Source organism: Bradyrhizobium erythrophlei (assembly GCF_900142985.1).
In the GTDB taxonomy this organism is placed as follows: domain Bacteria; phylum Pseudomonadota; class Alphaproteobacteria; order Rhizobiales; family Xanthobacteraceae; genus Bradyrhizobium; species Bradyrhizobium erythrophlei_B.
Genome location: NZ_LT670849.1, coordinates 5664749 through 5676652, shown reverse-complemented (window position 1 = coordinate 5676652; position 11904 = coordinate 5664749). Strand labels below are relative to the sequence as shown.

15 protein-coding genes are annotated in these 11904 nt (G+C 59.1%); 10 read left to right on the top strand and 5 right to left on the bottom strand.

Annotated elements, in window-relative coordinates; translation table 11 throughout:
* Positions 1-11: 11 nt before the first annotated feature.
* Entirely contained in the window at positions 12-287 is a 276-nt protein-coding gene (locus BUA38_RS27050; RefSeq protein WP_072822761.1) for a hypothetical protein, read from the bottom strand.
* Between the two features lie 576 nt (positions 288-863).
* Here BUA38_RS27050 and BUA38_RS37125 point away from each other — a divergent pair.
* The 6 genes from BUA38_RS37125 to BUA38_RS27015 all read left to right on the top strand — a co-directional run bounded on the left by BUA38_RS37125 (position 864) and on the right by BUA38_RS27015 (position 5467).
* Positions 864-1034 carry a hypothetical protein gene (locus BUA38_RS37125; protein ID WP_156898745.1) on the top strand — a complete coding sequence of 57 codons (171 nt, stop codon included), beginning with the start codon at positions 864-866 and terminating at the stop codon, positions 1032-1034.
* Positions 1035-2356: 1322 nt separating this feature from the next.
* Positions 2357-3034: a recombinase family protein gene (locus tag BUA38_RS27035; RefSeq protein WP_072822755.1), complete on the top strand. Its 678-nt coding sequence runs from the start codon at positions 2357-2359 to the stop codon at positions 3032-3034.
* Between the two features lie 865 nt (positions 3035-3899).
* Entirely contained in the window at positions 3900-4325 is a 426-nt protein-coding gene (locus BUA38_RS27030; RefSeq protein WP_072822753.1) for a hypothetical protein, read from the top strand.
* Positions 4325-4582 carry a hypothetical protein gene (locus BUA38_RS27025; protein ID WP_072822751.1) on the top strand — a complete coding sequence of 86 codons (258 nt, stop codon included), beginning with the start codon at positions 4325-4327 and terminating at the stop codon, positions 4580-4582. Before BUA38_RS27030 ends, BUA38_RS27025 begins: the two co-directional genes overlap by 1 nt.
* A 5-nt stretch (positions 4583-4587) precedes the next feature.
* On the top strand, positions 4588-4794 hold the full coding sequence (locus tag BUA38_RS27020; protein ID WP_156898744.1) for a hypothetical protein: 207 nt from the start codon (positions 4588-4590) through the stop codon (positions 4792-4794).
* Between the two features lie 22 nt (positions 4795-4816).
* Positions 4817-5467, top strand: a complete 651-nt coding sequence (locus BUA38_RS27015) for a hypothetical protein (protein WP_156898743.1) — start codon at positions 4817-4819, stop codon at positions 5465-5467.
* 15 nt (positions 5468-5482) lie between these two features.
* On the opposite strand, the gene BUA38_RS27010 is transcribed toward BUA38_RS27015, so the two are convergent.
* Entirely contained in the window at positions 5483-5740 is a 258-nt protein-coding gene (locus BUA38_RS27010) for a hypothetical protein (protein ID WP_072822746.1), read from the bottom strand.
* 696 nt (positions 5741-6436) lie between these two features.
* Positions 6437-6655 carry a hypothetical protein gene (locus BUA38_RS27005; protein WP_072822744.1) on the bottom strand — a complete coding sequence of 73 codons (219 nt, stop codon included), beginning with the start codon at positions 6653-6655 and terminating at the stop codon, positions 6437-6439.
* Between the two features lie 131 nt (positions 6656-6786).
* Here BUA38_RS27005 and BUA38_RS27000 point away from each other — a divergent pair, with 131 nt between their 5' ends.
* Complete coding sequence (locus BUA38_RS27000) at positions 6787-7599, top strand: outer membrane protein (RefSeq protein WP_156898742.1); 813 nt, start codon at positions 6787-6789, stop codon at positions 7597-7599.
* Positions 7600-8296: 697 nt separating this feature from the next.
* Here the strand turns inward: BUA38_RS27000 and BUA38_RS26990 are convergent.
* Positions 8297-8491 (bottom strand): hypothetical protein, encoded by a 195-nt coding sequence (locus BUA38_RS26990; protein ID WP_072822740.1) that lies wholly within the window; start codon positions 8489-8491, stop codon positions 8297-8299.
* 1240 nt (positions 8492-9731) lie between these two features.
* Complete coding sequence (locus BUA38_RS26985) at positions 9732-9932, bottom strand: hypothetical protein (RefSeq protein ID WP_072822738.1); 201 nt, start codon at positions 9930-9932, stop codon at positions 9732-9734.
* A gap of 86 nt (positions 9933-10018) precedes the next feature.
* Here BUA38_RS26985 and BUA38_RS26980 point away from each other — a divergent pair, with 86 nt between their 5' ends.
* The 3 genes from BUA38_RS26980 to BUA38_RS38290 all read left to right on the top strand — a co-directional run bounded on the left by BUA38_RS26980 (position 10019) and on the right by BUA38_RS38290 (position 11901).
* Positions 10019-10459: a hypothetical protein gene (locus tag BUA38_RS26980; protein WP_072822736.1), complete on the top strand. Its 441-nt coding sequence runs from the start codon at positions 10019-10021 to the stop codon at positions 10457-10459.
* The gene (locus BUA38_RS26975) at positions 10449-10718 is read left to right on the top strand and encodes a hypothetical protein (RefSeq protein ID WP_072822734.1); all 270 of its coding nucleotides are present in this window, start codon (positions 10449-10451) and stop codon (positions 10716-10718) included. The genes BUA38_RS26980 and BUA38_RS26975 overlap by 11 nt, the downstream gene beginning before the upstream one ends.
* Positions 10719-11259: 541 nt before the next feature.
* A complete protein-coding gene (locus BUA38_RS38290; protein WP_244553060.1) occupies positions 11260-11901 on the top strand; it encodes a hypothetical protein in 642 nt (213 codons plus the stop codon).
* The last annotated feature ends 3 nt before the right edge of the window (positions 11902-11904 follow it).

The following is an 11904-nucleotide window of genomic DNA, read 5'->3' as shown; positions in this document are numbered from 1 at the left end:
CGCAACCGGGATCATCGCTTCATTTTGAGGTGTTCCAACAGATCGCGCGGGGCGCCGCAAAGGCCCATCACCTGTTCCTCTTCCGGTGCCCCTGACGCTTCATATTCCGCGAAGGTACCGGTCAATCCTTCGGGTATACGGACATAGACCGTATAGTCGAAATCACGGTTGCTCCCGACCAGCATCATCATGCCGGCGGGGCTTCTTAGATCATCGTAGAATGTCTTAAACACCGTCAGATCGGCGGAGTAGTCGCGGTTTCCAATATATTTTCTGAACCACTTCATGGAAGGCGCTAGGCCGTCTTACCCCTCAGACACCAGACAGTACCAATGATGAGGAGAACGTAGACGGCGGCGGATGACCAACCCATCGAATTCAGCAAACTCTGCGAAAGGCCCCACAACGTAACGAGCAGGCCGACAACGTAACCGACAAGACCACCGATTAAGACGCCTCGAACTGCGCCCCAATCCTTAAAGTCACGTCCGTACCAGGCTATCGCTCCTATTGAGAGGAGAGCCGCTCCGAAGTACTGAGTCGTGAACGCAGCACTGGTCCCGGAAATTCCGTAAAGTGCGAGAGTTGCGGACGGGAATAGTACGAACGCGATTCCATATAGCGCTCCAAGAACAGCCACGATTGTAAAATACAGTCTGCTATCCATTTGCCCCTCCAATTGGTTGCGTATAACCGCGGAAGAAAGCTCGAAAGACAAACCAACTTTTCCGTCACAACTGTTTCGCGGGCTGCTTTGCCCTCCAAATGAAAAGCTGGGGTTGCAGCTCGCATTATTACAATACCTGAGTCGGTCAGGTTCTGGTTGCCTCTTGCTCGCAAGGCGCCCCCCATAGGCGAAGAGAATGGATCAGCCGGACCTGCGGCCGCTATTGATTGCCCTGGCCGATCCCGGCACCACCGATTTTCGGTACTGGCCTGTTTCCGACCGCAGTGGCCTAATTTCATTATGTGGATTTACACGCAAAATGTTCCGTTCGGGCGGGACCGGCCATTCGCTATTGTTTATTCGCTGAGGATTTAAGGGCTCAGGTTACAGGCGCCGGGCGGGACACGATATTTCGAGCCCGACGGCGTATTTTTTTAGGTCCTAAGCTCTCGCGCCCGCGACGCCTGGTCGGGGCCTGTCGCGTTGCACTGACGGCGCGGCCCCAGCGCTGGGGGAGCGCCGGGGCCTGTCCCTGGGGTGAGGGACGCGACGCCGGCGGGGGGCAAATGCCGGGGTCACTGAATCGATTCCCGCAGACCGAGTTCGTTCCAAAGCACGTGGCCCGGCCGGCGCTGGAACGCCGCGGCTTCGCACGGCTTGCCTCAGGGGCGGGCCGCGTGATGTGCACGGTGCGAATTGCTCCCCGCGCCGTAGCATCCCGGATGCGCGCCGGTCCGCCCACACCACACGGCGGCAAAATGGGGGCACGTTTTTTAGGAACGGTTGCCAGCCCGGTCAGTTATCCTGGCGTGCCGTCCCCGCGGCACACCGCAATGTCCCTGACACGACGGCCTCCGCCATCCCCCGGCTGGGGCAGTTTGCGTTGAGTTGGAACGTCATCCTTTCGCGACGCCCAAACCGCCCTGCCCGCGACACCAGGTCGGTCCCCGTCGCGCTCAGGCTTGAGGCCGACGGTGGACGGCAGATGACCGCTTACGCTGACCCGGCATGAAAGCGCCAAAGGTCAGACGAAACACACGGCGCCGGAAGTGCGGCGACCGCTGCCAAAGGATGAAAGCGAAGATCGCCAGATTCGACGCGAACCAAACGCTCAATATCGCCAATATGGTCTTCATGAGTGCTCATCGCGCTTGGCCCCCCAAGAGAGACAGCTTCAGTCACGAGACAATTCCACGCTTATGTGCCCACGATTCTCTCTCCTGAAACCCAACCTCCCAAAGGTGTGAAGTTGCGCGCTGGAACCCGAGCGAAGCAGCCCTAAGCCCACGCCCGCGCCTGAATAAAAATCAGGAACGCCCTTCCGCCCGGCTTGGTTTCGGGGCGGGCCGCGACCGGGGCAATGTTCCCCTGCCCATCCACCAGCCGCGTCGCTGGTCCGCCCCACCGGCACATTGCTTGCATAACAATCAGGGCCAGCTCGCGCTGGTGAAAAACTCTGAAGGGCTGACTGGCCAGACCGCCGCCGCGTGTCCGGCCTTTTCGTGTGACGTCGGCACGCCCCTTGCTTGTCATTTTGCGCCTGATCCACATCAGGTATTCCAACCTAACTGGCCCACCGCGCCACCTCCCGGCACCGCGCGGTGGGCTTTTTCATTCGCCCATGTTGACAGCTGCAACCCTTCTGTTACGTTTCCTCATGGAATTGATACACATTCCGGGGTGAAACACATGCCACGCAAGGACTTAGTAAAGGCGATTGCCTACCTCCGGACCAGTTCTGATACGAACGTTGGCGCCGACAAAGACAGTCAGCGGCGCCAGCGCGAGGCGATCGCGAAGTACGCCAAGTCGGCAGGCTTTGAGATCGTCGCGGAGTACGCCGACGAGGACGTGAAGGGTGACCTGGCTGTGGATCAGCGCCCGGGCTTCGCGGAGATGATGAAGCACATTGCCGGCAATGGCGTCCGCACCATTATCGTCGAGACTGCCAACCGCTTCGCGCGTGACCTGATCGTCCAGGAGACGGGCTGGCGCTACTTGCGTGATGCCGGCATCAACCTGATCGCCGCAGACAGCCCAGAGGCCTTCCTGGACGAGACGCCGACGGCCGTGATGATCAGGCAGATACTGGGCTCGGTCAGTCAGTTCGAAAAGGCGATGTTGGTTGCCAAGCTCAAGGGCGCCCGCGATCGCAAGAAGGCCGCGACGGGCAAGTGCGGTGGCAGGAAGAGCTATGCCGAGCGTAACGGCGAAATGGTTGCCTTGGCAAAGAAGCTGGCGCGCTACACCCTCAACGGCCGCAAGCGCTCGCTACGCGACGTTGCCGCCGAGCTCGAGGCCGCTGGCCATACCAGCAACGGCAAGCGCTATGCAGCCACCGCCGTGGCGCGGATGATTGCATCCTGATCCATGACTATCATCGAGGAGGGTCTCAATCCCAACTGGAGAGGCTGTAGACGTGTTTGGTTCGACCAAGGAGCTGACGATCATCGCCACGGTGATGGTGCTGGTTGGCGTTCTCGTGGCCCTGCGTGGTCACTACATACACAGGCCGCATCAACAGCCGCCAGCTCAAACCTCACCGCAATAGCCATCGCGAGATTGGCACTGTGAGGGGTGTTTCGCCAAAAAACTAGGTCGGACGGAAGCTGGCGCCGCCAGCCGAAAGTTGCGAGCTAACCAGACGCGCCATCACCGTGCCGGGACCTTACCTGAGAGCGCACGAACCGATTACGGTAAGCACGCTGCCCCAGATCGCCGTCAGCGCAAAGACTAACCAGATTAAACTTCGGTAACCGTCGAAGTGTCGTACATCCGTTTGATGAAGCCTTGATGGCTACCAGACGACGAGCTTGACGGGGCCCCGGCGGCCACCAGGCGTTTTCAGCACCCCACGATCGGTTTTCTTCACGCGCTCTTCTCGCGAGGAAATCTATGCTGCACGCTGCCGCACGACGCCGGCCACGCCGTACCAGAACAGGTGGAGTCCCGCTGCCTCGGGCTGACGGTCGAACAATCGCGGCCAGAAGGTTTCGCGATCTGGTCGAGGCATATTCGGCTGAACTCGGGGGCGCATTGACGGAGGCCGAGCGCAGCCTCGTCCAACAGGCCGCCACCGTTCAGCTCCAGGCCGAGGAACTGCAGTTGGCGCTCGTCGAGGGCCGGGACATCGATTCCGACGCCTTAATAAGGCTTTCAAGCGAACACCGTCGGTTGCTGGCAGGCTTGGGCGCTAGGGCGGACAAGAGCAAGCCACCGGCGCCGACAATTCATGACCTCGTCGCTGATCGCGGCGATGGGCCCCGCCGGATGGATCGTCGCCGGCATCGGCGCGCTTGTTGCTGCCGCCGCCAAATGGGGGCCGGATATCCTGAAGGGCGTGTATTCAGGGCTCGAAGGCATTGCCGACGCGATGAACCGATTTATTGCATGGCTCGGCACCATCGTCGGAAAAATTAAGGGATTGTTCGGCGGCGCGGCCAGTGACGAGGACACCGTCAATCGGGCCAATGAAGGGTTGAGGCACCTCAACCGCTTCGAGCCCGGCATCGGCGGCCAACCCAAGCCGCAACCGGTCTATCTCACGCTCAATCTAGACGGTCGAAGATTGGCGCAGGCCGTGTCACAGGCGCAGGACGCGTTGTACCGGTTCCAAACCGTGCCGGATGATTTCAACGGCGCTGCACGGCCCGCCTGATGCCGTTTGACATCAACAGAGCGCGTCGGCGCCGCGAAATCCAAATCGCGAACGAAGTTGTGGCCGAACTGGTGAAGCACGCATCGCCGCCGCTGGAAATGGTTGGGCAAGTTCTCGTGAGTGTCTGCGAACGAAACGCTGTCGTGCTCGATGAGGCATCCGGCAGGCGGATCCTCGGCTATGTCGCGAAAGAGATCGCCCGGCAACAGCGCATCGTCGACGCGCTGACCGTCTCGGCGGAGGCAATCGCCAGATGAGAACAATGACGCGCGCTCTGGGGCGCCTCGCCTGCCTTGCCAACGCGAACCCGTGGGCGGCTTGGGCTTTCCTAGCGACTATCGCCGTCACGCTGATGGGATTGATGATCCTCGGCGCCGTTACGCTGTTCACCAACGCGAGCGCGCCAATCTTCTTTTTGTTTGCCGCTGCGACAGTTGCAATTTGGTTGGCCCTCAACAGCCGACCATAGACCCGCCCCGATCACGTCGCGGATGTACCGACGTGATCGGGTCGGGAGTTTTCTTTGGGAGATTATGTTGACCACGAAACGCGTTGGCCGCCCACCCAATCCGCCAGCACCAACGGTGCCGGAGCCGTACGACAGGCCAGAATATGCTGAGCGCCTTCAGGCAATCGTCGACGCGCTCGAGATCGGCGACCTCGCAAAAGATGTTAAACTTTACTGTCAGAAAATCCTGCGACGCTGTGATCTACTGCGAGCGACCGACGTGAAGCGCTTTCCCGCCAAAGGCGAGGAGCAGGTCACGCTGCTACTGCGCGTCGTCTTCGAGAGCACAAACGGCGCGGCTGCGCTTCGGCTTCCCATCCTGCGAGCCGTCAACACTTGTTTGCATCCGGTCTTTGTCGCAAGGGGGCTGGCTCTGCTCGAGGCCTTCGATCAAATCGACCTTGTCGGCCTGCACGCGACCGTGACTGACCTTGGACTCGCCGATCAAATGGATCGCGCGCTTCGCCATAAGCTTGTGCAAATTCTCGGGCCACCGGTGATGACCGTACTGCCAAAGAAGCCCTCGGCTCGGCGATCAACGGTTAGGCCTAAGGACGTAACCCAGAAGTCTTGGGATGACGTCATGGTGCTCCGCAAGCTCAAGCCGAAACGGCAGGCGCGGGTGGCGGCATAGAAGGAGGCAGTGATGTCAATCGCTGAGGATGAAACGGAAGCTGCGCTTAGGAGGGTGTGTGATCGTCATGCCGGGACTATTGCTCTCGGGCAGGCCCTCCCGCATCAGCTTGTCAATGAGATATTCGCCTGCCTCCCTGACAGCGTTTTCAGGCGTATCGCTGACCCCGCAACTCGGACAGATAACCAAAGCATTGCCTTGAGCATCAGTCCCCTCGTTTACCGGTACGTTGCATACGCCGCAGAATACTGGTCGAACCTCGTTCTGCAACATTGTACCCCTCCACCTGCGGTTCGAATCGAGCCTAGCGGAACCGCCGCTCACGCGAAAGCGCCTTGCTCGTCGCCCACATGACAGCCGCCCAGCGCGCGCGATGGCGACGGCGATGATGGGTGACGGGATCGAGGAGCAGAAGGTTCACTATATTTAGGGTCCGCACGCCAAGTTGCCGTTAATGTTTGAAAGGCGCTGGCTTGGGCACGATAAAATGTTTATCCCCGTGACTTGCTCGTGCCCATCAGTTTTCTTGCAAACACAAGTCAACTGGGCACAGCTGTCTACACAACTACGGCACGATTGCGCGTAGTTTCCAGCAGGAAACGGCCAAACCCCATTGCAAATACCGCCTGCCGAGCCACATGTCATTGCTGGATAACAAACTATTTTACCCGCGATGTTACACTTGCACGCTTGTTGCGCCAAAGTGGCCTGAGGCATCAGGAGAACGAAACTTGCAGTAAGAAAGATAAGAATTGTTCGCATAGCTATCTCCCGCCACGCGGCCTCAAACTCCCGCTCCTACCGTGAACAGCCACCTCAGTCGGCGGCAACACGCCCCTTGCCGCGACAATTCTTTGCACTCTTTGTAAATCTTGACTCCGGGACGCGTCGGGTGTGGCGCAACCGTATAGCCGCCACCCATACATTCCGGGCAGTCGCGCTCCGATGGATTGACGACGGGTTTCTTCATCAACCGACCATCCCCTTCATTTCTAAAAACATTGCTTTCACGTCAGACAACCGCAGCGGCTTGTCACGCGGCGATTGATGTTCCTTTAGCGTGTTAAGTTGGCGCACGGCGATCACATCGCGCTTGAGGCCGTCCTCCTCAGCGAAATAAGCCTTCATGTCCTTGACGAACGCCTTAGCTATGTCGGGCGGCAGGTCGAGAGGCTTGCGGATCGACAAGGCGGCTTTCCGTTACTGAGTAACGAATATCCTCGTTGCTCTTTTGCTTGAGTGTTGCTCGACAGGCACAGCTAGGCAAGCGAATCCAGTCTAGCTTTATCCATATTTTCTAATGATTGCTGGAGGTAGGTGTGTTCAAGAAACTCATTTTTGCGACTTCTTCGCTTGCGCTTGTTTCGTCTCCCGGTCTTGCGGCCGATATGCCGCTGAAGGCCCCGCCAGCGGCGGTCGTAGCCGCCTACAATTGGTCCGGCTTTTACGTCGGCGGAAATGTGGGAGGCGCAGCTGTCAATTCATACGTCAACGGCGCCCTTGACCCGTTAGAACCTACAACCTCGGTTGCCCAGAAGGCAGCGGTCAATCAGTTTATGTCGCCACATTTGCGGGACGGCTCGGTGATGGGCGGTATCCAGGCGGGTTACAACTGGCAGCTTGGCACTTGGCTGGTTGGCGTCGAAGCCGACATCGACGCGCTCCACGCACGCAACACTCAAGCCAACGCGTTCACTGTCCCGGGCTTCGCGCTCACGGGCAATGGCTCAACGCAAAGTTTTGAATCCAACTACCTTGCTACGTTCCGGGGGCGGGTCGGTGGAGTAATTAATAGCAATTTCTTGCTCTACGTTACGGGGGGGTTGGCTGTGGCCGACTACAAATCCGTAGACACGGTAGCTTTCGCTGGCCCTGCTACTTCGCAGACTGTGGTCTCAAGCGACACCCGATGGGGATGGGTTGTCGGCGCGGGCGGCGAATACGCGTTCGCGCCAAATTGGAGTGTGAAGCTGGAATACCTTCATGCTGATCTTGGTAAGACCTCCTCGTCGATCCCGCCGTTTACGGGATTTGTGTTCTCCGACGTACAGTTTAGTCATCACTTAACCGAGGACATCGGTCGTATTGGAGTTAACTACCGCTGGGGTGGCCCGATCGTCGCGAAGTACTGATCTAATTGGCGGATCGAGTTGAAGAGCCCCGGAGTCTTCCGGGGCCTTTTCATGCGCTCTCGTCTTCGACAAAGCCCGGCGGCATCTTCGGCGGATCAATTCCATCGCTAGTGTTGCAGACCGGGCACGGCATTCCAGGTGCGCCGCAGCCGCAGGCATAATCGCCTTCCCACGCGCCATATGGGAATGGGCCTCGCAGACCCACCGAGATCCGAAGCAGCGTTGGCAAGAATCCATCATCGGCGCCCTTCGGCCCGCGCAGCGTAGATGTGCGCACGGTGGTCGTAGCTCTCAGCGGGCTTGTGGCTATCGAACCTTACGCCACAGACGCAACGCATCATCGAGCTGGGCGGGGATGGCTTCTCGCCTTGCGCCCACGCGGCGTACTTTTGCGCGGTCCGGTCGCGTTGATCGCGCCATTCCTGGTAGTCGGCCTCGGTCTTCCCAGCCGACAACTCGCGCCAGGCGGCTTCGAACTGGCGGCGGGCCGTGAAGAAGTCCGGGGCGGTGCCGTCACTGAACTCGCCCGGGTCGCAGCCGGGATAGAACCCGCAACTCCATTTCCATTGGTCAACGTCAACCGGAACCCCCGGCGCGCTCGCCGATCGTGCCCACGTGCACATCGCCGTAATAGACGTGCCAGGTGAGCTGGTGGGGGTTATCAGAGCCGCGGCGGGTGAGGGCTGGCAAGGCGGCCTCAGTCGAATAGGCCAGCTTTGCTGACGGTGCCCGGTCTACCTGCCTGAGTTAGATATCCGACGACTTCACCCGTGTTGATGTCCGCTAGCTTGTCGCCATCAATTCTGTATCGCTTACGGTCCTGCCGATCAAACGCGAAGCCGTCCTTAATATAAGCTACGTGTTGATCGCCCTCCCAAATATGATCGGACATAACCTTTTTCTCCCAATGCCAAAGCCTATAATTCCGCCGATCTGCCGCGGAGGGAAGCCGCTACGGCTTGGGCATGTGGACGGACGAGCTACTGTGCGTCGTGGTCGGCTGGAACGAGACCGGTGTCGCATGTCTCGCATGTGCGAACCACACTTCGCGCACAATGTGACACTCAAATTCTGCTGCGGCGTGAGTCGGGGATTTTCGTCGCTCGTCGGGGGACGAATTGATGCAGATTTTGATCGCCATTGTCGCGATTTGGTTCGGACTGAACCTGGCAATTTTCGCATTCATCCTGTGGCAGCGTTCACCACACTTTCGGCATCGCGTGTGGCGCCTAACCTTGGGAGTGTTCACGCCCAAGCAAACCTCGGCCCATCACCGACATTGGACAGTATAAACGGCTTAACGAGCGAGTGCGGTGGTCGCGTAGAGCGCTTTCGCCGGCTAAGCCACTCCGACTACCCGAATTCAGAATAGCGCACCGGCGCCGCTACGTCGCGGGGGCGGCCCATTTGGTGAAGGTCAATCCGGGTCGACGCGGGGCGCACGCGGCACGTTTCTTGAAGCTAGCGCTCGATCGATTGCTTTTTCAGCCGCTGCCACCGCGGCGGATTTACTCTCCGCTTGGCCCCTCAGCACCATGCCTTCAACGGAGACGGACCACTTCCAGACCCGGCGCTCTATGCCTTGAATGACATTGTATGTCGTGCCTCGGTATTCCATTCCACAAAAATCGGCGGCGTCTTATTTTGTTCCTCTCGGTTGGCTGCCCGATGTGCGAAGGCCACCGGGAGCCCTAGCTTATTCCAAGCCGATTATAGACTAGGTAGAGAAGGCCCTGGAGGATAAGGGCGGCGAAGAAATACTTCACGGTCTCGCCGCGTGGTTCTTCGAGTTCTCGATTGAGGTTCAGTTGCAAAGCGTTGCGAACACTTGGCGAGGCTGCCAGCCGCCGTCGGCTCCACGCTCTGTGCAGGAGGCGCCTGATCTCATATTCCTTTGGAGGCCTCTTCACTTTCCCTCCGCTTTCAGCCCGAGCTCGACCAGTCCCACCTTGCCGCGCGACCAGCTACCCAGGCAGCGCCACCGACCAGCCCAAAGAACAACGCTGACATCCAAGCCTGTGGGTCCTCCGGAAGCTTGTTTGTAACGATTGCCACCGTGATCGTGAGCGCTGCGACTCCGCACATCAAAGCTATCGCCATACAGCACAGGTAAAGAACTGTGCGAAAAGCCGTCATTTCTTCGCCTTGAGCCCCAGCTCGACGAGGCGCCGGATGGCCTCGGGGCGGCTCAGCTGGTCATCCTGCTTTGCGATCCACCTGTCCAACGCGTCAAATTGATCGTCTGCAAGGCGAACCATGACGCCACCCCGGCGACCGCCCGTCGACGGCCGGCCGCGCCTCTTTTTTGGGATATCCCGAATTGACTTGCCCATGAATATGGGATATCCCAAAAGCAGGCCGAAGGGAAGCTGTAACTTCCACTTCGGCCCTAACCTCCAACCATGAAGGGTCGAATCCCATGGCTAAGAAGGCTGAAAAGCGTGTTAGCACGCCACGGAAAACTGCGTCCAAAAAACCGAAGGAATCCGAACGATCCGAAGTCATTGAGCAGTGCGTCATTTATTTGCAGGCGACCGCGGCCTACGAAGCGGGGTGCAGTGCAGACAATGACTACACCACGCACGCCGGTGCCGCTGCGCCACTCGGCAAGGAGGTGCTGGACCGCGCCAAGAACGCGCTCGGCAAGCTTGCCGCATTAAGTGCGGACCGCGACAAGCTTCTGAGCTTCGACGAGATGAGGGCCAAGTCTACGGCCTTTAAGGCGCTGATGCTGGGCGACGGGCACCACAGCGTCCTCGAAGACGAGCAGATTGATTTTCTCCAATCGTTCGCGAAGGAGCTCGTGGAATATTTCAGAACGGAGCGCCACGCTTCGGGAGGCCAGCCCCATGACCAATGACAATGGCGCTCACGTCAAAGAAACCTTGGTTGAAGTCGGACACGAGCTGTTCGAACTCGAAGAGCCCCTCCGGCGAGTCCGCGATCTGGCCCACGCAGTCCTGATGCTGGCAACTTCGGACGAGATGGGCAAACAGCCCGGTGCGGCTCTCCACGCCTTGGCCAACACCATCCTCGATGAACTAAACGACCTAATCGATCGTCGAGATAACATTTGGCGCATAGCTATCGACAAGCGCGAAGCCGCGGACGAGGACTAGAAATAGCAAAAGTGCAAAGCCCGCCGGTCTCGGCGGGTTTTCTTCAGGACGATCTCACGCGTTCGTGAAATGCGTAATCGTAGCGAGGAACGGCCCTCGGCGCCCCTTGTCTCACCGAAGAATCCTCGCTCTTCTATATGGGTCCCCCGAGCGGGCAAATCGGAGCGATATAGAAATGGCCGCAGAGCAGTCCACCAAAATGCTTCTCGTTAGGCTTCCGGAAGATGTCAAAGCGTGGCTCCAGACCGAGGCCGCGCGCAACCTCAGCACTCAAACGTCAGAGGTCGTCCGCGCCGTTAGACAGCGAATGGATGCCGAAGGGGCACACGTCGTTCGGTGACGAGTCGCCTTCCCTTCACAGCAGCCGGTCTAGCTCGCGCTATTAAAGGCGTCGAGCGGGCAGGCCGTTTTGTGATCGGAGTGCGGCCAGATGGCACCTTGATTGTTGCGGAAAAGCCGATCGACGTCACTTCCCTATCCGTTCCCGATACGCAACCATCCCTACCAGCCGAAAATGCACGTCGGATGGGGGACTATTTCCATGGTGGTTCGAGTGAAGCTCAAGGGGCTTAAAATCACCCGCAACAAAGCCGGGCGCTATTACGTCTACGTGCGCGGGACGAAGCGTTGCCTGGTATCCAACTTCGATGGCGACCGCAACGCGCTGATCGAGCGCTTAGGCGAAATCGACGTCATGACGGTCTACAACGCCACGCGCAAGCAAGAACTCAATCGAGCCTATGCCGAGGGCACGCTCGGCGCCCTCGTCGCGTGGTTCAAGGCCGACTGTCCGACATATGCCAAGCTTTCGGACGCGACCCGCAAGGACTACGACAAAGCGTTCGAGTGGTTGGAGTCCGGCTTCGACTGCCCTCTTGACCTAATCACTACACCGGAGCTGTACGACCTCCGCGACCGCTGCACGAAGGAAAAGTGGCCCCGCTTCGCCGACAAAATGATCTCGGCGCTGTCATCGATGTTCACACAGGCGGTCAAGCGCCGGAAAATACCGACGAACCCCTGCTTCGGCATGGACAAGGCTCACAAGGCGGATCCGAACTCGAACCGGGAATGGTTCGGTCCAGAATGGGACTTCGTGCGCAATAATGCGCCGATGGAAGTTCTCATCCCCTGCATGATTGCGCGCTACGCGGGCTGGCGGGGCAAACCATCGTCGGGCTGAACG

Excerpts from the sequence above, each read along its gene's own strand:
- BUA38_RS26985 (WP_072822738.1), bottom strand. The coding sequence starts at position 9,932 with ATGGGCAAGTCAATTCGGGATATCCCAAAAAAGAGGCGCGGCCGGCCG.
- BUA38_RS27020 (WP_156898744.1), top strand. The coding sequence starts at position 4,588 with ATGACGCGCGCTCTGGGGCGCCTCGCCTGCCTTGCCAACGCGAACCCG.
- BUA38_RS27010 (WP_072822746.1), bottom strand. The coding sequence starts at position 5,740 with ATGTTGCAGAACGAGGTTCGACCAGTATTCTGCGGCGTATGCAACGTA.
- BUA38_RS26975 (WP_072822734.1), top strand. The coding sequence starts at position 10,449 with ATGACCAATGACAATGGCGCTCACGTCAAAGAAACCTTGGTTGAAGTC.
- BUA38_RS27030 (WP_072822753.1), top strand. The coding sequence starts at position 3,900 with ATGACCTCGTCGCTGATCGCGGCGATGGGCCCCGCCGGATGGATCGTC.
- BUA38_RS26990 (WP_072822740.1), bottom strand. The coding sequence starts at position 8,491 with ATGTCCGATCATATTTGGGAGGGCGATCAACACGTAGCTTATATTAAG.
- BUA38_RS27025 (WP_072822751.1), top strand. The coding sequence starts at position 4,325 with ATGCCGTTTGACATCAACAGAGCGCGTCGGCGCCGCGAAATCCAAATC.
- BUA38_RS27050 (WP_072822761.1), bottom strand. The coding sequence starts at position 287 with ATGAAGTGGTTCAGAAAATATATTGGAAACCGCGACTACTCCGCCGAT.
- BUA38_RS27015 (WP_156898743.1), top strand. The coding sequence starts at position 4,817 with ATGTACCGACGTGATCGGGTCGGGAGTTTTCTTTGGGAGATTATGTTG.
- BUA38_RS37125 (WP_156898745.1), top strand. The coding sequence starts at position 864 with ATGGATCAGCCGGACCTGCGGCCGCTATTGATTGCCCTGGCCGATCCC.
- BUA38_RS26980 (WP_072822736.1), top strand. The coding sequence starts at position 10,019 with ATGGCTAAGAAGGCTGAAAAGCGTGTTAGCACGCCACGGAAAACTGCG.
- BUA38_RS27035 (WP_072822755.1), top strand. The coding sequence starts at position 2,357 with ATGCCACGCAAGGACTTAGTAAAGGCGATTGCCTACCTCCGGACCAGT.
- BUA38_RS38290 (WP_244553060.1), top strand. The coding sequence starts at position 11,260 with ATGGTGGTTCGAGTGAAGCTCAAGGGGCTTAAAATCACCCGCAACAAA.